Genomic DNA, 24,338 nt, shown 5'->3' on the forward strand with positions numbered 1-24,338 from the left:
AACCCAAGTGGAGCCCCCCAAGCCCGCCACACACCCACAACCCCGCACAAGCCCCCTCAGGCCCGCCCGAGGACCCGGTTGAGTGCCGCCTCCACCTCGGCCGACAGCCCTGGGGGCGCGGCGACGGTGGGTGGATGGACGGGGTCGGTGGACGAGCGGGCCATCCAGACGGCGCCGCATCCCCGGCACTCCACCTCGCCCAGCCGGCAGAACAGCGCCGTGGACCCGCACGTCGAGCAGGAGTCGAGGTCGAGGTCGTGCAGCCGCTGACAGTCAGGGCAGATGAGCACCTGGGACTCGTGGCGCACCCCGCGCTGCCACGGGCTGGCTCCGCGCACCGGGTCCGTCTGCCGGGCCCCGCACCGGAAGCAGGGCATCGTTTCCTCCGAAGTCGGCGATGTCCTTGAACGTCATGCGATATCGGCGAGCGCCTTGACATAGTCGGCGACGTCACGCGCTGAGGAGATCGGATTGACCACCGACCACCGGATCACGCCCTCACCGTCGATGACGAAGGTCCCCCGCTGCGCGAGCCCCTTCGCCTCATCGAACACACCGTACGCCTGCGCGACCTGTCCGTGTGGCCAGAAATCAGAGAGCAGGGGGAATGTGTAACCCTCGCGATCTGCCCACGCACGGTGGGTGAAGACCGAGTCGACGGACACGGTCAGCAACCGCGCGCCCTCGATGGGCTGATCGCGCAGGGCGGACAGCTCGCTGCCGCAGATGCCGCTGAACGCCAGCGGGTAGAAGACCAGCACGACCTTCTCGCCCCGGAACTGTCGCAGGCTCACCGGGGTGCCGTGCTGGTCCTGTAGCTCGAAATCGGGAGCCTGGGCGCCGACCTCGGCAGGATGTGCGTTCACAGGTCCATCCTGCCGTACGGCAGGCGCTCGAGGCTCCTACCGGCGGCTGCCCTTCGGCGGGACGAGCCTGGTCCCGGACCAGTCGGGTGCGGCGGAGATGCTGCTCGTCTGCGAGAGACCCGCGGTAGCGGCATCCTCCCCGATGTCGCTCGGCTCCACGTGGCCATCGCGCCCGGCCTTGGGAGTCAGCAGCCAGATCTGGCCGCCGTCGGCGAGTGCTCGCATGGCGTTGGTCAGAGCGTCGAAGAGGTCGCCGTCACCGTCGCGCCACCACAGCAGCACCACGTCGACGACGTCATCACTATCCTCATCCAGCAGCTCGTTGCCGGTCAGGTCTTCGATGGAGTCGCGAAGCTCGTCGTCGACGTCCTCGTCCCAACCGATCTCCTGCACCACCTGACCCGGCTTGAGGCCGAGTCGTTCGGCCAGGCCGCGCTCGCCCTGCGCCTGACCCGCGGTCGCGCTCACGTTTATCCCTCCTGCTTGAGTGGCCCCGCTTATGCGGTTTATCGCTTCGGCACAGTCCACACGCTGTGACCCTCAGTCGTCAACGGTCGCCACGGGTACGGCCCTGGTCGGCCAGAATCAATCAGACAAAAACGACAGCCGAACCTGGCGTTGCGGGTTGTCGACGTTCAGGTCGATCAAGGCGACCGACTGCCACGTGCCCAGTGCGATTCGCCCGCGCAGCACGGGGATCGTGGCGTACGGCGGGATCAGGGCGGGCATCACGTGGGACCTGCCGTGACCGCGCGAACCATGGGCATGACGCCATCGATCGTCGGCGGGCAGCAGGTCGCGCAGCGCGGCCAGCAGGTCGTCGTCGCTGCCCGAGCCCAGCTCCAGCAGCGCGACCCCGGCCGTGGCGTGGGGCACGAAGACGTGCAGCAGCCCGTCGCCGCCCTGACCGCGTACGAATTCGGCGCATTCGGCCGTGATGTCGTGCACGGTCTCCCGGGAACCGGTGGCCACAGCGATGATTTCAGATCTCACGCGAAAATCTTACTGATGCAGCACCACGGCATCGGGCCCGGGAAAGACCAGGCAGGTGTGCCCGTCGTCGTACTGAACCCGGTACGGGGGCGCGCCGTCCACGCCCTGGACCTCAGTGATTACGCCACTCCTGTCCCTTTCGCCCACGGTATTGCCATGTACCAAGAGGCGGTCGCCAACCGTCGCGTTCATACCTCTCACATTGGTACGTGGAATGCCGTACGAAAAGTGAGATTCCTAAGTTTTGCCGGGTCTGGAGAGCGCTCCAGAATCATGACCGGATTGTTACGGTGCATGGAGCGAACGTCGCCACCGCGAGAGCGACGGTTGGGAGCCCCGATCGGCGGCGACGCGCCCGGGCTGTGGGGCACCGGGCAGAGGGCGAGGAGAAGCCTCCAGGGCGCACCGGCGCCAGGCCCCACAGCGGAAGGAAGGCCGCGGCGGGCAGCCCGGGAACAGGCCGAGCCCGCCGCCCGCCGGCGCCGAAAGCCGGCGCGTGATCCCGCCCTGGCCACGTGAATGATCACAGCCAGGAACGGTCCGGCCAGGAGCGGCCGGCGGACCGGCGCGATCCCGCTCTGAGCGCCCGGCCGACCTGGCCGGATAGACTCGCCCGCCGCGAGTGAGAAGCCTCCCCCGAGGGGAGGCTAAGGCTACGGAGGAGACATCGCGGAAGCAGCCGGGAATCGAGCGAAATTTCGTTGGTTTTCTGGTCTTGTTAAATTGCTCCCGGGATGTAACCTTTGGTGGCGATTCGTCCTACCATCGGTGGTCTAGGCCATCAGGGGCGGCCCTGCCAGCAGGGACACTCTGGTTACTGGCTAGTAGAGATGCGTTTTCTCCGGCTAGCGACCAGGATGGAAGGCGACCCAGACCAGACATCAGTCCATCTCGGAAGGCGAGACCCAGTGGCTTCCGGACGCCAGCGATTCTCGATCATCAGCGACGGCCTACCCAGCCAGCTGCCTGATGTCGATCCCAGCGAGACCAACGAGTGGCTCGAGTCTCTCGACAACGTCGTCAAGACCGAGGGCCGCACCAGAGCCCGCTATCTCATGCTGCGCATGCTGGAGCGGGCCCGCGAGCACCAGGTCGGCGTGCCGGGCCTGCGCAGCACCGACTACATCAACACCATCCCGCCGGAGCGCGAGCCCTGGTTCCCGGGTGACGAGCACGTCGAGCGCCGCATCCGTGCCTACATCCGCTGGAACGCGGCGGTCATGGTGTCCCGGGCCAACGCCCGCACCAACGTCGGCGGCCACATCGCCACCTACGCCTCGGCCGCCTCCCTTTATGAGGTGGGCTTCAACCACTTCTTCCGCGGCAAGGACCACGGCGAGTCCGGCGACCAGGTCTTCTTCCAGGGTCACGCGGCCCCGGGCATCTACGCGCGCGCGTTCCTCGAAGGCCGGCTCAACGAGGCCCAGCTCGACGCGTTCCGCCAGGAGCTGTCACACGGCTTCCACGGCCTGCCCTCCTACCCGCACCCGCGGCTCATGCCCGACTTCTGGGAGTTCCCGACGGTGTCGATGGGTCTCGGCCCGATCGGCGCGATCTACCAGGCGCGGTTCAACCGCTACCTGTTCAACCGTCAGATCAAGGACACCAGCCGCAGCCACGTCTGGGCCTTCCTCGGCGACGGCGAGATGGACGAGCCCGAGTCGCTGGGCGCGATCGGCCTGGCCGCGCGCGAGGAGCTCGACAACCTCACGTTCGTGATCAACTGCAACCTGCAGCGGCTCGACGGCCCGGTACGCGGCAACGGCAAGATCATCCAGGAGCTGGAGTCGTACTTCCGCGGCGCCGGCTGGAACGTGATCAAGGTCGTCTGGGGCCGCGACTGGGACCCGCTGCTGGCGGCCGACGTCGACGGCGTGCTGGTCAACCAGATGAACACGACCCCCGACGGCCAGTTCCAGACCTACTCGGTCGAGTCGGGCGCCTACATCCGTGACCACTTCTTCGGCTCCGACCCGCGCCTGCGCAAGATGGTCGAGCACCTCACCGACGACGACATCCGCAAGCTGTCGCGCGGCGGCCACGACTACCGCAAGGTCTACGCCGCGTTCAAGGCGGCCCGCGAGCACGTCGGCCAGCCGACGGTGATCCTCGCCCAGACCATCAAGGGCTGGACGCTGGGCAAGGACTTCGAGGCGCGCAACGCCACCCACCAGATGAAGAAGCTCACCAAGGCCGAGCTGAAGGAGTTCAGGGACCGGCTCTACCTGCCGATCCCCGACTCCGCGCTGGAGGGCGACCTGCCTCCTTACTTCCACCCGGGCGAGAACGACCCCGAGATCCAATACATGAAGGAGCGCCGCGCGGCGCTCGGCGGCGTGCTGCCCAAGCGGGTCATCCGCGCCAAGCCGGTCAAGCTGCCCGGCGACGAGGTCTACGCCACCTTCCAGAAGGGCTCGGGCAAGCAGCAGGTCGCCACCACGATGGCGTTCGTGCGGCTGCTGAAGGACCTCATGCGCGACAAGGAGATCGGCCACCGGTTCGTGCCGATCATCCCCGACGAGGCCCGTACGTTCGGCATGGACGCCATGTTCCCGACGGCCAAGATCTACTCGCCCCACGGGCAGACGTACGAGGCCGTCGACAGGGAGCTGCTGCTGTCGTACAAGGAGGCGACGCAGGGGCAGATCCTGCACGAGGGCATCAGCGAGTCGGGCTCGATGGCCTCGGCGATCGCGGCCGGCACCTCCTACGCCACGCACGGCGAGCACATGATCCCGATCTACATCTTCTACTCGATGTTCGGGTGGCAGCGCACCGGCGACCAGATGTGGCAGATGGGCGACCAGATGGGCCGCGGCTTCCTGCTGGGCGCCACCGCGGGCCGCACCACGCTCAACGGCGAGGGCCTGCAGCACGAAGACGGCCACACGCCGCTCATCGCCTCGACGAACCCGGCCGCCGTCTCCTACGACCCGTCGTGGGCGTTCGAGGTGGCCCACATCGTCAAGGACGGGCTCAGGCGCATGTACGGCGACCAGCCCGAGGACGTCTTCTACTACCTGACCGTCTACAACGAGCCCTACCTGCAGCCGGCCCAGCCCGCCGACCTCGACGTGCAGGGGCTGCTCAAGGGCCTGTACAAGTTCGCCGACGGCCCGGAGACGCAGGGGCCCAAGGCCAACATCCTGTCCTCCGGCGTGGCGGGCCCGTGGGCCGTGGAGGCGCAGCGGCTGCTGGCCGAGCACTGGGGCGTGTCGGCCACGCTGTGGTCGGCCACGTCGTGGTCCGAGCTGCGCCGCGACGCGCTGGCGTGCGACGAGCACAACCTGCTCAACCCCGACGCCGAGCGCCGCGTCCCCTACGTCACGCAGGTGCTGTCGCAGGCACAGGGCCCGTTCGTGGGCGTCAGCGACTACATGAAGGCCGTGCAGGACCAGATCGCGCAGTGGGTGCCGGGTGACTGGTCCTCGCTGGGCACCGACGGGTTCGGCCTGTCCGACACCCGGTCGGCGCTGCGCCGCCACTTCCACGTCGACGCCGCCTCGATCACGCTGGCCGTGCTGAGCAGCCTGGTCAAGCGGGGCGAGCTCGACGGCGAGGTGCTGCGCGAGGCCATCGCCCGCTACCACCTCAAGAACGGCGTCACCGAGGCGGGCGGCGCGGAGAGCAACGACACCCAGTCGATGGGCGTCTGACCCGACCGAGATACGGCGCTCCCGCGAAGATCTTCGCGGGAGCGCCGTCGTATCAGGCCGTCCCGGCCGCCGGGCATCTGAGGCGGCAGGTTCAGGAGGGGGTACGTGCCGCCTCACTCACCATTGGTGCACGTTGCCGTATTGTGGGCACTACTTCCCCCTGAAGAGATGTGAGGGGAAGTTTCGTCATGCGTCGCGTTATAGCCGCCGCCCTGGTCCTGGCGGCCGCCGGCTGCTCCACCGCACCCGCCCAGCCGGCCTCGGAGGCCCTCGACGGCACGAGCCCCGGGCCCGCCGCATCAGGGTCGATCGCCTGGGGGCCGTGCACCGACATCAAGCGTCCCGACGGCGAGCCGCCCGCCCGCCAGGACGCCTCCGTCCGGTGCGGCAAGCTCGCGGTGCCCCTCGACTACGCCAAGCCGGACGGCGAGAAGATCGACCTCGCGCTCATCAAGCTGCCCGCCACCGGCAAGGCGAAGAAGCTCGGCTCGATGGTGTTCAACTTCGGCGGGCCAGGGGCCTCCGGCGTCGACACGCTCGACCAGGCCGCCAAGGCTCTGACCGCGCTGCGCGCCCGCTACGACCTGATCAGCTTCGACCCGCGCGGCGTCGAGCGCAGCTCCGGCGTGCGCTGCGGCGACGGCGCCGAGATGGACAGGTTCACCTCGCTCAACACGCTGCCGGCCGACGCGCAGACGCACCAGGCGGCCGAGGCGGCCAACAAGGAGTTCGCCGCCCTCTGCCAGGAGCACTCCGGCAAGATCCTGCCCTACGTCGGCACCGTGAACGCCGCCCGCGACATGGACCGCATCCGCGAGGCCGTCGGCGACCCCAAGCTCAACTACGTCGGCATGTCGTACGGCACCCAGCTCGGCGGCGTCTACGCCACCCTGTTCCCGAAGAACGTCGGCCGCATGGTGCTCGACGCGCCGCTCGACCCGACGGTCACGTTCGAGCAGCGCACGCTGGCCCAGACGCGCGGCTTCCAGCAGGCGTACGAGAGCTTCCTCAAGGCGTGCGTGAAGGAGGGCAGCTGCGCGGTCGGCAAGACGCCCGAGGAGGCCAACGCGAACGTGGCCCGGCTGATGAACCAGCTGACCACCAAGCCGCTGCAGGTGGGCGGCCGTGCGCTGACCCAGGGCCTGGCCTCCACCGGCGTGGCCGCCGCGCTCTACTCGGAGCTGACCTGGCCGTTCCTTGAGCAGGCGCTGGGCGAGGCGCTCAAGGGGCGGGGCGAGGCGCTGATGTACCTCGCCGACTCCTACACCGGGCGCGACCAGAACGGCAACTACTCCACGCAGATGACCAGTTTCCCCGCCATCACCTGCGTCGACACCGCCGAGCGGCCCGACGAGGCGACGCTGCGCCGCACGGAGGCGGCGGCGCTGAAGATCTCGCCGCTGTTCGGCAGCGAGGGCTCGGGCGGGCTGTGCCGGGTCTGGCCGGCGAAGGGCAGCGACGAGGCCAGGCACGTGGACGCCACCGGCTCCGCGCCGATCCTGGTGGTGGGCGGCAAGGGCGACCCGGCCACGCCGTACGAGTGGGCACCCAAGCTGACGGCCCAGCTCAAGACCGCGACGCTGGTGACGTACGAGGGCGAGGGGCACGGGGCGTACCTGTCGGGCAGCAAGTGCGTGCAGGGGATCGTGGACGCGTACCTGATCGACGGCAAGATGCCGCAGAAGGGCACGACTTGCCCCGCGGCCTAATGTAGATCGGGTGACTGACTACCTCGCGAAGATCGAAGCCGAGACGACCAGGCTGGCGGCGCTGTCGGGCGATCTGTCGGTGCCGGTGCCGACCTGTCCTGGCTGGACGATCGCCGACCTGGTCACCCACGTCGGGCGGCTGCACCGCTGGAGCGTGCACGTGCTGGGCAACCAGGTGCAGGAGCGGATCTGGTCGTTGCAGGTGCCGACCGGCCTGCCGGAGGGCGTCCCCGGCGACGCGGCGTGGCTGACGGCGGGGGCCCGCGAGCTGCTGGAGACGCTGCGCGCCACCGACCCCTCGACGCCCGTGTGGTCGTGGGGGCCGGAGAAGCAGGCGTCGTGGTGGCCGCGCCGGATGTTCTTCGAGCTGCTGATCCACCGGGTGGACGCCGAGCTCGCGCTCGGCATCGACCCGGAGATCCCGGCGGAGACCGCGATCGACGGCATCGAAGAGCTGCTGCACAACCTGCCGTCCGCCAGGTGGGTCACCAAGCCGCTGGCCGAGCTCGGCCTGGAGGGGGCCACGATCCACCTCCACGCGAGCGACGCCGACGGCGAGTGGACCATCACGCAGGGCCCCGCCGGGACGATCACCTGGGAGCGCGGGCACGCCAAGGGCGACGTGGCCGTGCGCGGCCCGGTTGCCGACCTGCTGCTCGTGCTCTACGGCCGCCGCTCACCCGCCGCGGTGACCGTGCACGGCGACCAGGACCTCCTCGACCGCTGGCTGTCGGCCGCCTCCCTCTGACCACCGCCCTGCTCCCTGACCACCGCCTCCAAGCACCGACTCTGAGCACCGCCTCCAAGCACCGACTCTGAGGATCGACTCTGAGGATCGACTCCGGGCACCGCCCGATCGCCGCGAGCGCAAGGGCCCTGGACGCGCCGCCGCTCGGCGATCGGCGGCGTGTCCAGGGCGACGGGTGACCCGCCCCGCACGGGCGGGGCGGCCCGCTCGCCGGGACCGGGATCTCGCGGGGAAGGCGCTCTCTCCGGCCGGCGAGCGGATGATCACCTGGGATGGAAGATCATGCGCTCCTCGTTGTTCGAACACCACAAGGATGTATCCCTATGGCGACAACCCCCTGTCGGTGTTTTCGAAAAAACTCTCGGATCAGTCAGTCGAGCACCGTGCCGTGCACGACCATCTCGGGCACGTCGGTGGCGAAGCCCTCAAGGGGCCGGTCGGGGCAGCGCTCGCCGGTGACGGTGGCGGCCGCGATGCGGTCGAGGCGGAAGACGCGTACGTCGTCGCGCAGCCGGCACCACGCCACGAGATACCAGAACCCGCCACGCCCGCCCAGGAACACACCAGGCTCGACGTCGCGCGAGGTCAGCGCCCCCTTGGCATCGGCGTAGTCGAGCCTGAGCACCCGGCGGCGCAGCAGCGCCTCCTCGATGGCCCTGGAGATGCCCTCGCCGCCCATCGGCCGGACCTCCGGCTCGTCCTGCGGGCGCGCGAGCTGCACGCGCCTGGCCAGCTCTCTGGCCAGCTCGCCCTCGGCGCCCGGCATGGCGGCCACCACCTTGCGTAACGCGCTGCGCGCCTGGCGGCCGAACGGCTGGTCGCCGGCCCGGCTGAGCGCCACCGCGATGGCCACCGCCTCGGTCGGCGTGAAGTTGAGCGGGGGCAGGGATGCCTTCCTGTCGATCGCGTAGCCGCCCTTGCGACCCGGCTCGGCGTAGATCGGCACGCCCGACTCCTGCAACGCGGTGATGTCACGCTCGATCGTGCGTACGCTCACCTCGAACCGCGCGGCCAGCTCGCGGGCGGAGCGGCAGCGTGGCGCGATGGCGCGCAGGTCTTCGACGAGCGCGTAGAGCCGGTCGGTACGGTTCACAAGCGGAACGCTACGCGCCGCCACCGACAATCGCGGGCCGCGCGGCAGCCCCGCGACACCCACCTAACCGCGCCGCCACAGGGGTCTGACGCCCGCGTCACCACCGCGGGGACCCTGGAGAGAAGCGGAACGACCTTCCAGGCGACATGTGAGCCCTGCTCGCCTTTCCGCCGCGTGACGATCCGCGGTTCTTCCCGTCAGCCGAACCGTCAGCACCGCAGTCAGCCGCGCGTCCAGCCGAGCAGCCGGTCGAGCGGCCAGGTGTTGACGATCCTGTCAGCCTCGATCCCGCACCTCGCGGCCCGCTCACAGCCGTTGCGCTGCCAGTCGAGCTGCCCCGGCGCGTGCGCGTCGGAGTCGATCGCGAACAGGCAGCCCATCTCGTACGCCAGCCGCATCAGCCGCTTGGGCGGGTCGAGCCGGTCGGGCCTGGAGTTGATCTCGACCGCCACCGAGAACCGCCGGCACGCCTCGAAGACCAGCTCCGCCTCGAACTCCGACTCGGGACGCTTCACCCCCCGCTTGCCGCCCGCCCGCACGACGCGGCCCGTGCAGTGACCGAGCACGTCCACGCGGGGGTCGGCGATGGCGGTGACCATGCGGCGGGTCATGTCCTCCGCGCCCATGCGCAGCTTGGAGTGCACGCTGGCGACCACCACGTCCAGCCGGTCGAGCAGCTCGGGCTCCTGGTCGAGCGAGCCGTCGAGGTTCACGTCCACCTCGATGCCGGTCAGGATCCTGAACGGCGCCAGCCGCTCGTTCAGCGCGGCCACCTCGTCGATCTGGCGCTCCAGCCGCTCGGCCGACAGCCCTTTGGCCACGGTCAGCCGCGGCGAGTGGTCGGTCAGAGCCAGGTAGTCGTGCCCGAGCGCGATCGCCGCCCGCGCCATTTCCTCGATCGGCGAGCCGCCGTCCGACCAGTCGGAGTGGCTGTGCAGGTCGCCCTTGAGCGCCGCGCGCAGCTCCGCGGTCTCCGCGTCGAGCTCCATCCCGGCAGTTGCCCGCATTCGCCGCAAATAAGTTGGAACCTCACCCATAAGGCTTTCGTTAACCACAAGGGCGGTGACCTTCCCGATGCCGGGCAGATCACCGAGCCCGCCGTCACGGGCCAGACGGGCGAGTTCCACGGGGGACAGCTCATCGATCACCGCGGCGGCGCGGCGAAAGGCACGCACGCGGTACGGGGGCTCATCCGCGCGCTCGAGCAGAAAGGCGATCTCGCGCAGGGCCTCGACCGGATCCATGCGTCCAGTCCTACCCCAGGGAAGCGGCGACCGGGAGCACCAACCCTGATCAGGGCAGATCGGCCAGGGACCATTGATCAGGGCCGAGGGCCGCCGCTAGTCTGATCGGCCCAGGAAAGCAGGAGTTTCATGCCACACCCGTCGCAGGCACCGAAGCAACCGCCGCGCAAATCGTCCAAGATCGTTCCGCTGGCGGTCCTCGGTGTCCTCTCGGTGATGGTCGTGGGTTATTGCGCGGCGGTCGACGACGACGAGGAGGTCACGGCCGACTGCGTCCTGCTGGGCAGCCCGACCGGCAGCGGCGACTTCCCCACCACACCGACCCCCACCCCGACCCCGACCCCGACCGCCACACCGACCGCCACTGACAGCGCCACCCCGACCGCCTCCCCGACCCCGACCAACAGCCCCACGGCCACGAGCACTTCCTCCGACGGCTCCTACCAGGTCGTGGACGACTCCTACTGCGACGACGACAGCCGCTCCTCCGCCACCGGAGGCCACCACTACGGCGGCTCCCACGGCGCCTACATTTGGTACTACGGCGGCCACCGCGTCGGCACCCGCGTACGCGGCGGCACCACGCTCAAGCCGTCCGACGTCAACATCAGCAGCAGGAGCGGCAAGTCGATCCAGCGCGGCGGCTTCGGCCGCGGCTGGAGCGGCGGGAGCTGAGCCATGCGCCGCGAGCACGCCGCTCCCAGGGACGGCTGGGAGAAGATCATCGAAGGCCAGGGCCTGGCCTACCACCGCGCCGCCCACCCGGCCGGGCTGAGCCGCCCCTACTGGGACGAGTCCGTCCATTACGTCTTCTCCATGGACGAGGTCGAAGAGCTCGAACGCCAGGTGGAAGAGCTGCACGAGATGTGCCTGCACGCCGCCGGGCACGTGGTGGAGACCGGCCGCTTCGCCGACTTCGCGATCCCCGCATGGGCGTGGGAGGACGTCGCCCGCTCATGGGAGCGCCGCGACGGCCACCTGTACGCCCGCTTCGACCTGCGCTACGACGGCACGGGCCCGGCCAAGCTGCTGGAGTACAACGCCGACACCCCCACGTCGCTGGTGGAGTCGTCGGTCGTGCAGTGGTTCTGGCTGCAGGACGTCTTCCCCGGCGACGACCAGTGGAACTCGGTGCACGAGCGGCTCATCGACCGCTGGCGGGAGCTGCGCCTGCCGTCCGGCCCTGCCCACTTCGCCTTCACCAGCGCCGACGAGACCGGCGAAGAGGCCATGACCGTGGCCTACCTCCAGGAGACCGCCGAGCAGGCGGGCCTCGCGACCGTGGCCGTCGCCATGGAGGACATCGGCTGGGACGCGCTCAACCGCACGTTCGTGGACACCGAGGGCCGCGTGATGCGCTCGGTGTTCAAGCTGTACCCGTGGGAGTGGATGCTGTCCGACGAGTTCGGACGCCACGCCGTACGCCACTCCACCTGGATCGAGCCGCTGTGGAAGGTGCTGCTGTCGAACAAGGCGCTGCTCGCCGTGCTCTGGGAGCTCAATCCCGGCCATCCCAACCTGCTGCCCGCCTACCTCGACGGGCCCCGCGACCTGACCTCGTTCATCAGCAAGCCGCTGCTCGGCAGGGAGGGCGCATCGATGCGCATCGTCACCCCCGAGGGCGTCCAGGAGACGCCCGGCCAGTACGGCCGCGAGGGCTACGTCCACCAGGGCTTCGAGGCGCTGCCCGTCTTCGAGGGCCAGCGGCCGGTGCTCGGCGCCTGGATGGTCGCCGACGAGGCGGCCGGTCTGGGCATCAGGGAGACGACCGGCTACATCACCGACGACACCTCCTCCTTCGTCCCGCACCGCATCCAGACCTGACCCCTTACCGACCCGTTTCGAATGGATCTTCCGTGACCCTCCTTGAGACCCTCGCCCGCGGCTCGGGCGCCATCGCCGCGTACGCCGCCGTCGGCGTGATCCTGCTGATCATCGGCTTCTACGTGATCGACTGGGCCACGCCCGGCAAGCTGAGCGAGGTCATCCGCTCCGAGCGCAACCCCAACGCCACCCTGCTCGCCACCTCCGCCCTGGCCGCGATCGGCCTCATCGTGGCCGCCTCCATCTGGTCGGCAGGCGGCCGCCTGGGGGAGGGGCTCGCGGGCACGGCGGTGTTCGGCCTGGTCGGCATCGTGGTCCAGACGCTCGCCATGCTGCTCTTCGACAAGGTGGCCGGCATCTCCGTCCGCGACCTCGTCAAGGAGCAGGAGCTGCAGCCCGGCGCCCGCCTGCTCGCGGTCACGCATGTGGCGATCGGCCTGATCACCGCGGTCGCGGTCATCTGAGCCGCGAACGTGCCGCGCTCCTAACCGCCGTTCCGGACATCCGGAGGGACCTGGCACTCTAGGAGGCGTGACAGACCGGACCCGGGAGGACACCACCCGCCGCCTTGAGCGCGCCATGGGCGCGCTCGGCACCGCGGCGATGGCCCGCATGGACGAGCAGCTGCCGTGGTTCCGCGCGCTCAGCGCGGAGGACCGCTCGTGGGTGGGACTGGTGGCCCAGGCCGGCATCGCCGCGTTCGTCGAGTGGTTCCAGCACGCCGGCGAGGGCCGGCTCACGCCCAGCATCGAGTTCTTCGGCACCGCGCCGCGCGAGCTCAAGCGCTCCATCTCACTCCAGCAGACCGTCGACGTCGTCAGGGTCGTGGTCGAGGTGGTCGAGGCGCAGACCCACGAGCTTGCCGCCCCCGGCGGCGAGGACCAGCTCCAGCAGGCCATGCTGCGCTACACCCGCGACGTCGCGTTCGCCGCCGCCCAGGTCTACGCCCGCGAGGCCGAGGCAAGGGGCTCGTGGGACGCCAGGCTCGAGGCGCTGATCGTCGACGCGCTGGTGCGCGGCGAGGTGGACGACGGCCTGCACTCCTGGGCCGCCGCGCTCGGCTGGACCTCCTCCCCCGTGGTCGTCATCGCCGGCAACGCGCCCGACGACGACCCGCGCGCGGTCATCGACGGGCTGCGCGAGAAGGGCCGCCGCATCGGCATGGACCTGCTGGCCGGGGTCCAGGCCGACCGGCTGATCGTGATCGTGGGCGGCGCGAGCGACGCCAACCACGCGGCCAAGCAGGTCGTGGCCAGGTTCGGCGTCGGTCCCATCGTCATCGGGCCCGAGGTGCCCGACCTGCACGCCGCCGCCAGGTCCGCGCGGGCGGCGCTGGCCGGGCTCAAGGCGTCCTGCGGCTGGCCCGACGCGCCCCGCCCGGTGCACGCCGAGGACCTGCTGGCCGAACGGGCGCTCGACGGCGACGCCGACGCCAGGGAGCAGCTCATCGAGAACGTCTACCTGCCGCTCGCGGGCACGCCGCTGCTCGACACGCTGGCGACGTACCTGGAGCAGGGCACCTCCCTGGAGGCGACGGCGCGGCTGCTGTTCGTGCACCCCAACACCGTGCGCTACCGCCTGAAGAAGATCACCGAGCTGACCGGCTACCAGCCGACGGAGGGCAGGTCCGCCTTCACCCTCCAGGTGGGTCTCATCCTCGGCAGGCTCTCGGAGAGCGCCGAAACGTGGCGAGCGCTAACGTAACGCCGCCGAAATCCCCACTGTGGGGAACCTACAAATCACCCCGGACAAAGTTCGTACGGATCTCCATCCGCGTGTCGAAGTTCTACAGGGCAAAGTGGTTTTTGTGCTTGTACTCGTCGCCCCGGGCCAAGGTGCCCAATCACCGGGCTTCCTGACTCCCTGGCTCGAGCTGCCCGGCCTGGCCGACAGACTCGGCGCCTGGTCCGACGCCGTCGAGCTCGACCTGATCGCCTACGGCACCACCGCCGGCGCCGACGAGATCCGCGACACCGCCGTGGCGCAGCCGCTGCTCGTGGCCGCCGCGCTGGCCGCCGCCGAGGCGCTCGGGGCGGCCCCCGACGTGCTGGCCGGCCACAGCGTCGGCGAGTTCGCCGCCGCCGCGCTCGCCGGGGTGCTCACCCCCGAGCAGGCGCTCGGCCTCGTCCGCGAGCGCGCCCAGGCCATGGCCAGGGCGGCCGCCACCACCGAGACCGGCATGACCGCGGTGCTCGGCGGCGTCGAGGAGGACGTGCTCGCCGCCATCGAGAAGCACGGCCTGACCCCGGCCAACATCAACGGCGCCGGCCAGATCGTCGCGGGCGGCACGCTCGGGCAGCTCGCCGCGTTCAAGGACGACGCTCCCGCCCGCGCCAGGCTCATCCCGCTCAAGGTCGCGGGCGCCTTCCACACCGACCACATGGCCTCCGCGGTCGAGAGCCTGCGCGCGGCGGCCGCGGCCGTCGAGCCCGCCGACCCGTCGGTCACGCTGCTGTCCAACGCCGACGGCCAGGCGGTCGCGTCCGGGGCCGAGTTCCTGCAGCGGCTGATCAAGCAGGTGAGCAACCCCGTCAGGTGGGACTCCTGCATGGAGACCATGGCCGCGCTCGGCGTGACCGACATGATCGAGCTGCTGCCCGGCGGCACGCTGACCGGGCTGGCCAAGCGCGGCCTGCGGGGCGTGCGCACCGCGGCGCTCAAGACCCCCGACGACCTCGACGCGGCCAGGGAGCTGATCCAGTGAAGATTCCCGACATCGTTCCCGGCGCGAAGGTGCTGGCGCTCGGCCACTACCAGCCCGCCAACGTCGTCACCAACGACGACCTCGCCAAGACCATGGAGACCAACGACGAGTGGATCCAGTCGCGGGTCGGCATCAAGGAGCGCAGGGTCGCCCCGGCCGGCGAGTCCGTCGAGGACATGGCGACCATCGCCGGCGGCAAGGCCATGGCGGCCTGCGGCATGTCGCCCGACGACATCGACCTCGTCATCGTGGCCAGCTGCACGCTGGAGACCCAGATCCCCAACGCCTCCGCGGTCGTGGCCCACCGCCTGGGCATCAACGCCCCCGGCGCGTTCGACGTCAACGCCGCCTGCGCCGGGTTCTGCTACGCGCTCGGCACCGCCAGCGCCGCCGTCCGTGCGGGCTCGGCCAAGAACGTCCTGGTCATCGGCTCCGAGAAGCTGTCGCAGTGGGTCGACTGGACCGACCGGTCCACGGCCGTGATCTTCGCCGACGGCGCCGGCGCGGCGGTCGTCGGCCCGTCCGACACTCCCGGCATCGGCCCCGTCGTGTGGGGCAGCGCCGGCGACAAGTCCGACGCCATCATCATCAAAGACCGCAACGACAGCCTCCACCAGGAGGGCCAGACGGTCTTCCGGTGGGCGACCACCGCCCTGCACCCGGTGGCCATCGAGGCCTGCAGGCGCGCCGGCGTCGAGCCGTCTGAGCTCGCCGCGTTCGTGCCTCACCAGGCCAACCTGCGCATAGTCGAGTCGATCGCCCGTAAGCTGGGCGCCGACAACGCCGTCATCGCCCGCGACATCGTCCTCGCCGGCAACACCTCGGCCGCCTCCATCCCGCTCGCGCTCTCGCGCATGCTGGAGCGTGGCGAGGTGCAGTCGGGTGGCCTGGCGCTGGTGCTCGGCTTCGGCGCGGGCCTGACGTACGCAGGACAGGTGATCGAGATCCCGTAGGGAGCTCGCCCACCCTTCCGTACTTGTGCGGCATCGCCCGCACAGAACCCAGAAAACCAAAGGAGAACTAGCGACATGGCTGCCACCGAGCAGGACATCCTCGAGGGCCTCGGCAAGATCATCAACGAGATCACCGGCATCCCGGCGTCCGAGGTGACCCCCGAGAAGAGCTTCGTGGACGACCTCGACATCGACTCCCTGTCCATGGTCGAGATCGCCGTGGCCGCCCAGGACGAGTTCGGCGTCGAGATCCCCGACGACCAGCTCAAGAACCTGAAGACGGTCAAGGACGTCCTCACCTTCATCCAGAACTGAGCGATCGATCACCGATCCGATCCATCCATGACTGATTCCAGCAAGGAGCGCGAAACGTGAGTGCGAACCGGGTACGTGTCGTCGTCACCGGGCTTGGCGCGACGACGCCCGTCGGTGGAGACGTCACCTCGACCTGGTCGGCGCTCCTCGCCGGTCAGTCGGGCGTCAAGACCCTGACCACGGACTGGATCGACACCGTCCCCGTGAAGTTCGCGGGGACGGCGGCGGTCGATCCCGCCGAGGTGCTGCCGCGGCCCGAGGCCCGCCGCCTCGACCGCAGCGAGCAGTTCGCGCTGGTCGCCGCCCGGGAGGCCTGGCAGGACGCCGGCGCCCCCGAGGTGGCGCCCGAGCGGCTCGGCGTCGTGGTCTCCAGCGGCATCGGCGGCATCAACACCACGCTGTCGGCGTACGACACCTATCGCGAGCGCGGCTGGAACCGGCTGTCGCCGTTCACCGTGCCCATGCTCATGCCCAACGGCCCGGCCGCCTGGATCGGGCTCGACCTGGGCGCCATGGCGGGCGTGCACGCCACGGTGTCGGCCTGCGCGTCCGGCGCCGAGGCCATCGGCTACGCGATGGACATGATCAGGGCGGGCCGCGCCGACGTGGTCGTGGCCGGCGGCACCGAGGCCGCGATCCACGGCCTCAACATGGCCGCCTTCGCCGCCGCGCGGGCCATGTCCACCCGCAACGACGACCCCGAGGGCGCCTCCCGCCCGTGGGACCGCGACCGCGACGGCTTCGTGCTGGGTGAGGGCGCGGGCGTCGTCGTGCTGGAGTCGGAGGAATACGCCAAGGCGCGCGGCGCGCGCATCTACGCGTACTGCGCGGGCGTCGGCTACTCCGCCGACGCGCACCACATCACCCAGCCTGAGCCCGAGGGCCGCGGCCAGATCATGGCGATGACGATGGCGCTCAACGACGCCGACATCACGGGCCTCGACGTCAAGCACGTCAACGCCCACGCCACCTCGACCCCCGCGGGCGACATCGGCGAGGTGCAGGCCGTGGCCAAGGCCATCGGCACCCACCCGCTCGTCACCTCCACCAAGTCCATGACCGGGCACCTGCTCGGCGGAGCCGGCGGCATCGAGTCCGTCTTCACCATCAAGGCTCTGCAGGAGCGGACCGTCCCGCGCACGATCAACATCGACGACCTCGACGACGGCATCGAGGTCGACCTCGTCCACGACGCGAACCGCGCGCTGCCTGACGGCGACATCGCCGCGGTCAACAACTCGTTCGGGTTCGGCGGCCACAACGTGACCGTCGTGTTTAAGGGGGCTTAAATGACCGTGCTCGACAACCGGGTGGTGAGCGAGGGCTCCGATCAGGAGCCCGCTGATCCCCGCGATCCCGTCGTCCGCCTGACCGCGCTGCTCGACGAGGGCTCGCTGCGGCTGATCACGCCCGAGGACAAGAGCGGCGCGCTGGCCGCGATGGGCCGCGTCGAAGGCGTCCCCGTCGTCGCGTTCTGCAGCGACGCCCGCGTCCAGGGCGGCGCCATGGGCGGCGAGGGATGCGAGCACATCGTCCACGCCTACGACGTCGCCGTCCGTGAGCGGGTGCCGGTCATCGGCATCTGGCACTCCGGCGGCGCGCGGCTCGCCGAGGGCGCCGAGTCGCTGCACGCGGTCGGCCGGGTCTTCGCCGCCATGACCAAGGCGTCCGGCATCGTGCCGCAGATCTCCGTGGTGGTCGGCCCCGCCGCCGGCGGCGCCGCCTACGGGCCCGCGCTCACCGACCTGGTCATCCTCGCCGACACCGGCCGCATCTTCGTCACCGGTCCCGACGTCGTGCGCAGCGTCACCGGCGAAGACGTCGACGCCGCCGCGCTCGGCGGGCCCGACCCGCACAGCAAGCGCAGCGGCGTGGCCCACATCGTCACCAAGTCCGAGACCGACGCCCTCGTCAAGGCGCGCCAGCTCGCCACGCTGCTCGGCCACCAGGGCCGCATGCGCACCGGCGAGATCGGCGAGGTCGACTTCTCGTCCCTGCTGCCCGACTCCGCCCGCCGCGCCTACGACGTCAAGCCGCTGGTCAACGGGCTGCTCGACGAGCCGGGCCTGGAGCTGCACCCCAAGTGGGCGCCCAACATCGTCACCTCGCTCGGCCGCATGGGCGGCCGCACGGTCGGTGTCATCGCCAACAACCCGATGCGCTTGGGCGGCTGCCTCGACGCCACGTCCGCCGAGAAGGCCGCCCGGTTCGTCCGTATGTGTGACGCCTTCGGGGTGCCGCTGGTTGTCCTGGTGGACGTACCCGGTTACCTCCCGGGCGTCGGGCAGGAGCACGACGGCGTGGTCCGGCGCGGGGCCAAGCTGCTGCACGCCTTCGCCGAGGCGTCGGTGCCGCGGGTCACGCTGATCACCAGGAAGGCGTACGGCGGGGCGTACATCGCGATGAACTCCCGCGCGCTCGGCGCCACCAAGGTCTTCGCCTGGCCGACCACCGAGATCGGGGTCATGGGCGAGGTGGCAGCGGTGCGCGTGCTCAAGCGCCGCCAGCTGGCCGCCGTCCCCGAGGAGGAGCGGGCCGAGCTGGAGCTGCGCCTGGCCGAGGAGCACAAGCAGGAGTCCGGGGGGCTGGTCAGGGCTCAGGAGCTGGGCGTCGTCGACGAGGTGATCAAGCCGGACGAGACGCGCGGCGCGATCGCCAAGGTGCTGTCCCAGGCCACGCCGGCCAGGGGCGCCCACGGCAACATCCCGCTTTAACACGCGACCACATGGCAGAGGCCCCGCACCGGAATCGGTGCGGGGCCTCTGCCATGTCTTCGGGCGCCCTTCACGGGTCTCGGGCGCTCGTCACCGGCAGGTCAGGCGTTTACGGGCTCACGTGGCCGGTCGGGTGCTCGGGGCGCCTCCCTCGCGACCCGGTGCTCGCGGCCGGGTGCTCGCTTCCGGGGTCAGACGGCCGCGTGCAGCCACCTGACCGGGGCGCCGTCGCCGGCGTACCGGAACGGCTCCAGCTCCTCGTCCCACGGCCGGCCCAGCATCTTGTCCAGCTCGTCCTCAAGCACGCACCGGCCCTGCGCGGCCATCATCATCGCCGAGCGCAGCCGGTCCTCAGGGATCATGATGTCGCCGTTGACGCCGATCACGGCCGTGAAGGGTCCGAGCGTCGGCGTGTAGGCATGGCGGGAGCCGTCGACGCCGGGTGAGGCGTCCTCGGTGATCTCGAACCTGAGGCGCTGCCAGCCCATGAGGGAGGAGGCGATGGCCGCCGCGATGCCCGGCCGACCCTCCCACTCCGCCTGGGCCCGCACGACGTTGGGCGCGGCGGGTTGCGGAGTCCACGTCAGGTCTACGGGCACGCCGAGGACACCCGCGACTGCCCATTCGATGTGAGGGCACAGCGCGGGCTGAGCCGAGTGGACGTAAAGGACGCCACGAGCAGACACCGGACCTCCCGTTCGGTACGAGGTGCGCCTTCCCCAACGGCCTCGTCCCGGGATGATCACAAGTGACTAGGGAGAGACTACCGTCGGTCGCTATCCGGCACCAGAGGGGGGCCATACCAAGTTGGTGCGCAAGTGGCGGGTGACAGGTCGTCTCCGCAGGAAACATACCCGCTCATGGAAATCCAATCAGTCGGGGAGGCGTTCGTCCGCCCGCGCCAGGTGCTGACCGATCGGACGGCGCTGTCGGCCGCGCGGCGCTGGACGCAGGCGGTCTCGGAGGCGGACGGCGTCTGCGTGCTCCATCTGGCCGGCGGCGCCGATCCGTGCGAGCTGACCGCCGAGTTGCGCGAGCAGGGCCTGCGGGCCTCTCCCAACCACGTCTTCCGCGGCCAGCCGCTGTTCTTCGGCGGCCCGGCCTCACGGCCCTTTCCCACGCCGCCGATCGGCGGCAGGACCCACAGATCCCGCTCCGACGTGGTCGTGGGCCTGCTCGACACCGGCGTGTCCAAGCACCCCTGGTGGTCGGGCAGCGAATGGTACGCCCGCCTCGGCCCCCAGGAGGCCGACGCCATGGAGGGCGAGCAGGCGGGGCACGGCACGTTCATCGCGGGTCTGCTGACCCGCCGCGCCCCGGGCGTGTCGCTGCGCGTGGAGCGGGTGCTCGACGCCGACGGCGTGACCGACGAGGCGACCGTCGTCCGCGCCCTGCACCGCATGCGCGAACGTCCCCCGCACGTGCTGAACCTCTCCTTCGGCGGCCACACCTTCGACGACCGGCCGCCGCCCCTGCTGTCCGACGCCATCAGCGCGCTGGGCGCCACGTCCACGGGGACGGTGACCGTGGCGTGCGCCGGCAACACCGCATCAGACCGGCCGTTCTGGCCCGCGGCGCTGCCCTTCGTGGTCGGCGTGGCGGCCGTGGACGCCTCCCAGCAGTGCCGCGCCCCCTATTCGGGCTACGGCACCTGGGTCGACGCCTGCGCCCGAGGCGACTGGCTCACCAGCAGCTATCTCGACGTGGGCGAGTTCGGCGGGTACGCGGCGTGGAGCGGCACGTCGTTCGCCACCGCGCTGGTGAGCGGCGCCATCGCCGACGCGGCCAGGGACGAGCCCGCCAGGCAGTGGATCGACCGGCTGCTCGACTCCGAGGAGACGCCGCAAATTCAGGATCTGGGGGTCCTCTTCCCGGCGAGTCTGTAGAGTTTACGCTCAGTCCCCGGACCATCACGGGGAGGCATGATCGCCTCCCCTGGCCGGGCGGAAGGAGGCCGTATGCGTGATCTGCGTGATCCAGCGGAGCTGCTCACGGCCGCTGCCAAGGGCGACCGGGCGGCATGGGAGGAGCTCGAAGCGAGGTTCGGGCCGCGCATGTGGGCGGTGGCCAGGGCCTGCGGCCTGAGCACCGTCGACGCGGCCGACGCGGTCCAGGGCGCCTGGCTCCGCCTGCTGCAACACCTCACCGACATCAGAGACCCGGCGAGCGTGGGCGGCTGGCTCGTGACGACGGTGCGTCGCGAGGCCCTGCTCATGCAGCGCAAGGACCCGCCCCTCGTCTCCGCCACCGAGCCGGTCGGCGAGCCCGACCCGGCCGCCGCCGTCCTGGAGGCCGACGGGCGGCGCCGGCTCTGGCAGACGGTCTCCACGCTCGACGAACCCTGCCGCTCGATCCTCGAACTCGTCGCGAACGAGGCCGGCAACCAGCAGGTGGCATCGCGGCTCGGGCTGCCCGCCGGCAGCGTCGGCCCGACGAAGGCACGCTGCCTGGAGAAACTGCGCACCCTGCTCTCACTACAGGAGACAGCGCAATGATCAACGACGAATACTTCCTGGCGGCCCTCCGGCTGGGTGCCGGGAACGACCCGATCCCGGGTCACGTGTCCGCCGCCGCACGTGACGCCTACCGGCTTCGGGTGCCGATGGCGGTGACCGCCGCCGCCCACGCCGAGTCCGCCACGATCCGCAGCGTGCGCGACGACGACAGCTCGCATCTGGTCAGGTTCGTCGCCGCCGGCCTCACGTTCGACCTGGAGGTGACGGAGGGCGACGGGCTCATCGACGTCGCCGGCCACATCTCCCCCTACCCTGGCGAGGGCGCCCTCGTCGACGTGCGGTCCCCGCACCTGACGCTGACCAGGCGCATCGCCCCCACCGGCCACTTCGTCGCCACGGGGCTGCCGCCCGGCTGGCTGAGCGTGGTGTGCCACCGGCCGGGCCACGCACCCGTACAGACCACGTGGGTGCGCATCCGCCCCTGACCCGCCAATGACCCGGCCGGGAGAGCCGCGCATTTCTCCCGGCCGTCTTCTCCTCCGAGGCCCGGCCATGAGCGCATCATCGGACCCCCACGACCTCCATCCGCTCGTCAGGGCGGCCGAGGCCGCCATGACGCGTTCCCTGATCGACCCCGAGCACGCGCTGCGGGCCTCCCGTACCGTCCGGGAGGCCGCGCGGCGCGACGGGTGCCGCGAGGCCGAGGCCGTCGCGCTGCGCTCGATGGCGCTGGCCGCGCGCGAGCTGGGCGACCTCGAAGGCGCCGAACACCACCTGCGGGCGGCGATCGCCATGACCGACATCCCGCCGGAGCGCGTCGCGCAGGCCAGGCTGTCGCTGGTCACCGTGCGCACCGAGCGCGGCCACCCGCTGCAGGCGCTGCGCGTGGCGGCCCTCGCCTGGGCCTACCTGTCGCCGCTCGACCAGGCCAAGCTCGACACGCAGCGCGCGGTGGCGCTGGCGCGGCTCGGCCGGCACCAGGAGGCCATCGCCTCCTGCGACCGCGCGCTGCGGGCGCTGGTGAAGGCGCCCGGCACGCTCGACGACCGCAGGTTCCTGGCCGGCGGGCTGCTCAACCGGGGGCTCATCCACTCCTGCCGGGGCGACTGGGACGCCGCCCTGCGCGACCTCACGGCCTGCCTGGAGATCGCCAAGCACGCCGGGCTGCGGCACCTGGAGCGGCTGTCGGCCGCCAACCTGCCGTTTCTCTCCGTACGCAGGGGCGACCTCGCCGCCGCGTTCAAGCACTACCACGAGGCCGAGGACACCCTGTTCGGCTATCCCGAGCGGCTGGCCACGATGCGGGCCGACTTCGCCGGCGCGCTGCTGGCCGCCCACCAGCCGGGCGAGGCCAGGGCGATGCTGAGCCTGGCGGTGCCCGACCTGGAGGCGTCGGGGGCGAGGGTCGCGCTGGCCGAGGCGCGGCTGAAGCTGGCCCAGGTCGAGCTGCTCACCGGCGACCCCACCAGGGCCTGGCAGGTGGCCGAGCAGGCGGCGGCCGAGCTGTCGGAGCAGCAGCGCATGTCGTGGCTGCCGCTGGCCAGAGAAGTCGTGCTGCGCTCGCGGCTGGCGCTCGGGCCCGTCACGTGCGAGCTGGTGGGCGAGCTGGTCGAGTGCGCCCGCGAGCTGGAGGAGTGCGACGAGCACGACGCGGGTGCGGCGGCGCTGCGGCTGGTCGCGGCCGAGGCGGCGCTCGCCGTGGACGACCGCGGCACGGCCATGGCGCAGCTCGCCCGGCTCACCCGCAACGCCGGGCCTCAGGAGCGGCGGCCGCCCGCGGGCACCCGGCTCACCCGCCTCGCCTCCGAGCCGCAGGCCAGGCAGCTCGCCCGTACGTCGCCGATCCCGGTGCCGGTGCGCCAGCACGCGCTCGCCCTCAGGTCGGCGCTGCAGAAGGACGTCGCGGGGGCCTTCGCCGCCGTACGCGACGGGCTGGCCGAGGTCAGCGGGTGCGTCGAGGGGCTGGAGGACCCGTCGCTGCGGGCCCACGCGGCGCGGGCGGGTGAGCGGCTGGCGGCGTTCGGGCTTGAGCTGGCCGTACGCGACGGGAGCGCCCGGGCCGTGTTCGAGTGGGCCGAGCGGTGGCGGGCCGTCGCCGCGCCCGCCCACGCGTGCGCGCTCGCGGACCCCGACCGGGTGCGGGCCGAGCTGGGGCGGGGCGCGCTGGTCGAATACGTGGCCGACCGCGACACGCTGCTCGCCGTCCTCATCACCGCTGAGCGCCTGCTGCTGCGGCGCATCGGCGACCTGCGGCAGGTCAGCGAGGCGATCCTGCGACTGCGGTACGCGCTGCGCCGGCCCGCGCAGCGGCACGACGCCGAGGCGGCCGCCGTCGCGCTCGAAGAGCTGGTCCTGCGGCCCCTGGCTCCGGCGATCGGTGACCGGCCGCTGGTGGCGGTGCCGGTGGCCAGTCTGCACACGCTGCCCTGGGGTGCGCTGCCCGGCCTGCGCGAGCGGCCGGTGAGCGTGGCCGCCGGGGCGGCGGCCTGGCTGCGGGCCCGCGCGTCCGCCCGTCGTGCCGGCGTCCCGCCCACCCTGGTCGCCGCGGCCGGGCCCGCGCTTTCGCACGCGCACGCCGAGGTGGAGCACGTCGTACGCTGCCATCCCGGCGGGCGCTCGGCCCCCGGGCGGGTGGGGCCCGTGATGGAGGCGCTGGCCACGGCCGACGTCGTGCACCTGGCGGCGCACGGGGTGTTCCACTCGCGCAGCCCGCTGGTGTCCGGCATCACGCTGGAGGACGGGGCGCTGATGGCGTACGACCTGCTGGACCTGCCGCGTACGGCGGGGCTGGTGGTGCTGTCGGCGTGCAACTCGGGGATGTCGCGCACGCCCATGGAAGGGGCGCCGCTCGGGCTGTCCGGGACGTTCCTGTCCAAGGGCACGTCGTGCGTGATCGCCGGCATGCTGCCGATAGGCGACGAGTCGGCGCGGGCCCTGATGAGCGCCTTCCACGAGCTGCTCACCGCCGGACAGGCGCCCGACGCGGCGCTGGCCTGCGCGGCGGCCAAGACGGGCGAGCTGGGCTTCACCTGCTTCGGCGCCGGCGACCTGCCCGTCTACTGA

The 24,338-nt window shown here is 71.3% G+C and carries 24 protein-coding genes; 16 read left to right on the forward strand and 8 right to left on the reverse strand.

Annotated elements, in window-relative coordinates; all coding sequences use genetic code 11:
• Nucleotides 1-56: 56 nt before the first annotated feature.
• From AB0K12_RS09145 to AB0K12_RS09165, 5 genes are all read right to left on the reverse strand, one after another.
• Nucleotides 57-338, reverse strand: a complete 282-nt coding sequence (locus tag AB0K12_RS09145) for a hypothetical protein (protein ID WP_364557210.1) — start codon at nucleotides 336-338, stop codon at nucleotides 57-59.
• Between the two features lie 72 nt (nucleotides 339-410).
• On the reverse strand, nucleotides 411-866 hold the full coding sequence (locus AB0K12_RS09150; protein WP_364557212.1) for a peroxiredoxin: 456 nt from the start codon (nucleotides 864-866) through the stop codon (nucleotides 411-413).
• A 36-nt stretch (nucleotides 867-902) separates the two neighbouring features.
• Entirely contained in the window at nucleotides 903-1,334 is a 432-nt protein-coding gene (locus AB0K12_RS09155; protein WP_345387640.1) for a DUF3052 domain-containing protein, read from the reverse strand.
• Nucleotides 1,335-1,451: 117 nt separating this feature from the next.
• Nucleotides 1,452-1,859: a secondary thiamine-phosphate synthase enzyme YjbQ gene (locus AB0K12_RS09160; RefSeq protein ID WP_364557216.1), complete on the reverse strand. Its 408-nt coding sequence runs from the start codon at nucleotides 1,857-1,859 to the stop codon at nucleotides 1,452-1,454.
• Nucleotides 1,860-1,868: 9 nt separating this feature from the next.
• Nucleotides 1,869-2,051 carry a DUF1918 domain-containing protein gene (locus AB0K12_RS09165; protein WP_364557219.1) on the reverse strand — a complete coding sequence of 61 codons (183 nt, stop codon included), beginning with the start codon at nucleotides 2,049-2,051 and terminating at the stop codon, nucleotides 1,869-1,871.
• A gap of 716 nt (nucleotides 2,052-2,767) precedes the next feature.
• Between AB0K12_RS09165 and aceE the strand changes: the two genes are divergently transcribed.
• The 3 genes from aceE to AB0K12_RS09180 all read left to right on the forward strand — a co-directional run bounded on the left by aceE (nucleotide 2,768) and on the right by AB0K12_RS09180 (nucleotide 7,972).
• Complete coding sequence (aceE, locus tag AB0K12_RS09170; protein WP_364557222.1) at nucleotides 2,768-5,515, forward strand: pyruvate dehydrogenase (acetyl-transferring), homodimeric type; 2,748 nt, start codon at nucleotides 2,768-2,770, stop codon at nucleotides 5,513-5,515.
• A 188-nt stretch (nucleotides 5,516-5,703) separates the two neighbouring features.
• A complete protein-coding gene (locus tag AB0K12_RS09175; RefSeq protein ID WP_364557224.1) occupies nucleotides 5,704-7,224 on the forward strand; it encodes an alpha/beta hydrolase in 1,521 nt (506 codons plus the stop codon).
• A gap of 10 nt (nucleotides 7,225-7,234) precedes the next feature.
• Nucleotides 7,235-7,972, forward strand: coding sequence for a maleylpyruvate isomerase family mycothiol-dependent enzyme (locus AB0K12_RS09180; RefSeq protein WP_364557227.1), 738 nt, complete (start codon nucleotides 7,235-7,237; stop codon nucleotides 7,970-7,972).
• Nucleotides 7,973-8,342: 370 nt separating this feature from the next.
• Here the strand turns inward: AB0K12_RS09180 and AB0K12_RS09185 are convergent, their stop codons facing one another.
• Nucleotides 8,343-9,065 (reverse strand): YafY family protein, encoded by a 723-nt coding sequence (locus AB0K12_RS09185; RefSeq protein ID WP_364557230.1) that lies wholly within the window; start codon nucleotides 9,063-9,065, stop codon nucleotides 8,343-8,345.
• A 221-nt stretch (nucleotides 9,066-9,286) separates the two neighbouring features.
• Nucleotides 9,287-10,309, reverse strand: a complete 1,023-nt coding sequence (locus tag AB0K12_RS09190) for a PHP domain-containing protein (protein WP_364557234.1) — start codon at nucleotides 10,307-10,309, stop codon at nucleotides 9,287-9,289.
• Nucleotides 10,310-10,438: 129 nt separating this feature from the next.
• Between AB0K12_RS09190 and AB0K12_RS09195 the strand changes: the two genes are divergently transcribed.
• The 9 genes from AB0K12_RS09195 to AB0K12_RS09235 all read left to right on the forward strand — a co-directional run bounded on the left by AB0K12_RS09195 (nucleotide 10,439) and on the right by AB0K12_RS09235 (nucleotide 18,819).
• Nucleotides 10,439-10,984, forward strand: coding sequence for a hypothetical protein (locus AB0K12_RS09195; RefSeq protein ID WP_364557237.1), 546 nt, complete (start codon nucleotides 10,439-10,441; stop codon nucleotides 10,982-10,984).
• A gap of 3 nt (nucleotides 10,985-10,987) precedes the next feature.
• Nucleotides 10,988-12,133, forward strand: coding sequence for a glutathionylspermidine synthase family protein (locus AB0K12_RS09200; protein WP_364557240.1), 1,146 nt, complete (start codon nucleotides 10,988-10,990; stop codon nucleotides 12,131-12,133).
• A 32-nt stretch (nucleotides 12,134-12,165) separates the two neighbouring features.
• Nucleotides 12,166-12,597, forward strand: coding sequence for a DUF350 domain-containing protein (locus AB0K12_RS09205; RefSeq protein WP_364557243.1), 432 nt, complete (start codon nucleotides 12,166-12,168; stop codon nucleotides 12,595-12,597).
• A gap of 115 nt (nucleotides 12,598-12,712) precedes the next feature.
• Nucleotides 12,713-13,837: a helix-turn-helix domain-containing protein gene (locus AB0K12_RS09210; RefSeq protein WP_364557767.1), complete on the forward strand. Its 1,125-nt coding sequence runs from the start codon at nucleotides 12,713-12,715 to the stop codon at nucleotides 13,835-13,837.
• Nucleotides 13,838-13,940: 103 nt separating this feature from the next.
• Nucleotides 13,941-14,837 (forward strand): ACP S-malonyltransferase, encoded by an 897-nt coding sequence (locus AB0K12_RS09215; protein ID WP_364557246.1) that lies wholly within the window; start codon nucleotides 13,941-13,943, stop codon nucleotides 14,835-14,837.
• Nucleotides 14,834-15,790 (forward strand): beta-ketoacyl-ACP synthase III, encoded by a 957-nt coding sequence (locus tag AB0K12_RS09220; RefSeq protein ID WP_364557249.1) that lies wholly within the window; start codon nucleotides 14,834-14,836, stop codon nucleotides 15,788-15,790. The genes AB0K12_RS09215 and AB0K12_RS09220 overlap by 4 nt, the downstream gene beginning before the upstream one ends.
• Before the next feature lie 75 nt (nucleotides 15,791-15,865).
• Complete coding sequence (locus tag AB0K12_RS09225; RefSeq protein ID WP_043614464.1) at nucleotides 15,866-16,105, forward strand: acyl carrier protein; 240 nt, start codon at nucleotides 15,866-15,868, stop codon at nucleotides 16,103-16,105.
• Between the two features lie 56 nt (nucleotides 16,106-16,161).
• A complete protein-coding gene (fabF, locus tag AB0K12_RS09230) occupies nucleotides 16,162-17,394 on the forward strand; it encodes a beta-ketoacyl-ACP synthase II (RefSeq protein ID WP_364557252.1) in 1,233 nt (410 codons plus the stop codon).
• A complete protein-coding gene (locus AB0K12_RS09235) occupies nucleotides 17,395-18,819 on the forward strand; it encodes a carboxyl transferase domain-containing protein (protein WP_355413170.1) in 1,425 nt (474 codons plus the stop codon).
• A 191-nt stretch (nucleotides 18,820-19,010) separates the two neighbouring features.
• On the opposite strand, the gene AB0K12_RS09240 is transcribed toward AB0K12_RS09235, so the two are convergent.
• The gene (locus tag AB0K12_RS09240; protein WP_355413168.1) at nucleotides 19,011-19,505 is read right to left on the reverse strand and encodes a DUF3145 domain-containing protein; all 495 of its coding nucleotides are present in this window, start codon (nucleotides 19,503-19,505) and stop codon (nucleotides 19,011-19,013) included.
• Between the two features lie 174 nt (nucleotides 19,506-19,679).
• On the opposite strand from AB0K12_RS09240, the gene AB0K12_RS09245 reads away from it, so the two are divergent.
• The 4 genes from AB0K12_RS09245 (at nucleotide 19,680) to AB0K12_RS09260 (ending at nucleotide 24,338) form a co-directional block, all read left to right on the forward strand.
• Nucleotides 19,680-20,705, forward strand: a complete 1,026-nt coding sequence (locus AB0K12_RS09245) for a S8/S53 family peptidase (RefSeq protein ID WP_364557256.1) — start codon at nucleotides 19,680-19,682, stop codon at nucleotides 20,703-20,705.
• A 72-nt stretch (nucleotides 20,706-20,777) separates the two neighbouring features.
• Nucleotides 20,778-21,314: a sigma-70 family RNA polymerase sigma factor gene (locus AB0K12_RS09250; RefSeq protein ID WP_364557259.1), complete on the forward strand. Its 537-nt coding sequence runs from the start codon at nucleotides 20,778-20,780 to the stop codon at nucleotides 21,312-21,314.
• Nucleotides 21,311-21,760 (forward strand): hypothetical protein, encoded by a 450-nt coding sequence (locus AB0K12_RS09255; protein ID WP_364557262.1) that lies wholly within the window; start codon nucleotides 21,311-21,313, stop codon nucleotides 21,758-21,760. Before AB0K12_RS09250 ends, AB0K12_RS09255 begins: the two co-directional genes overlap by 4 nt.
• A gap of 67 nt (nucleotides 21,761-21,827) precedes the next feature.
• Nucleotides 21,828-24,338, forward strand: coding sequence for a CHAT domain-containing tetratricopeptide repeat protein (locus tag AB0K12_RS09260; protein ID WP_364557265.1), 2,511 nt, complete (start codon nucleotides 21,828-21,830; stop codon nucleotides 24,336-24,338).

The sequence above is a fragment of the Nonomuraea sp. NPDC049419 genome (assembly GCF_040676995.1).
Classification (GTDB): Bacteria; Actinomycetota; Actinomycetes; order Streptosporangiales; family Streptosporangiaceae; genus Nonomuraea; species Nonomuraea salmonea.

Bases quoted from the DNA above. Each gene is read 5' to 3' on its own strand.
- AB0K12_RS09260 (WP_364557265.1), top strand. From the start codon at position 21,828: ATGAGCGCATCATCGGACCCCCACGACCTCCATCCGCTCGTCAGGGCG.
- AB0K12_RS09235 (WP_355413170.1), top strand. From the start codon at position 17,395: ATGACCGTGCTCGACAACCGGGTGGTGAGCGAGGGCTCCGATCAGGAG.
- AB0K12_RS09255 (WP_364557262.1), top strand. From the start codon at position 21,311: ATGATCAACGACGAATACTTCCTGGCGGCCCTCCGGCTGGGTGCCGGG.
- AB0K12_RS09175 (WP_364557224.1), top strand. From the start codon at position 5,704: ATGCGTCGCGTTATAGCCGCCGCCCTGGTCCTGGCGGCCGCCGGCTGC.
- AB0K12_RS09210 (WP_364557767.1), top strand. From the start codon at position 12,713: ATGGGCGCGCTCGGCACCGCGGCGATGGCCCGCATGGACGAGCAGCTG.
- AB0K12_RS09195 (WP_364557237.1), top strand. From the start codon at position 10,439: ATGCCACACCCGTCGCAGGCACCGAAGCAACCGCCGCGCAAATCGTCC.
- AB0K12_RS09200 (WP_364557240.1), top strand. From the start codon at position 10,988: ATGCGCCGCGAGCACGCCGCTCCCAGGGACGGCTGGGAGAAGATCATC.
- AB0K12_RS09250 (WP_364557259.1), top strand. From the start codon at position 20,778: ATGCGTGATCTGCGTGATCCAGCGGAGCTGCTCACGGCCGCTGCCAAG.
- AB0K12_RS09165 (WP_364557219.1), bottom strand. From the start codon at position 2,051: ATGAACGCGACGGTTGGCGACCGCCTCTTGGTACATGGCAATACCGTG.
- AB0K12_RS09245 (WP_364557256.1), top strand. From the start codon at position 19,680: ATGGAAATCCAATCAGTCGGGGAGGCGTTCGTCCGCCCGCGCCAGGTG.
- AB0K12_RS09225 (WP_043614464.1), top strand. From the start codon at position 15,866: ATGGCTGCCACCGAGCAGGACATCCTCGAGGGCCTCGGCAAGATCATC.
- AB0K12_RS09190 (WP_364557234.1), bottom strand. From the start codon at position 10,309: ATGGATCCGGTCGAGGCCCTGCGCGAGATCGCCTTTCTGCTCGAGCGC.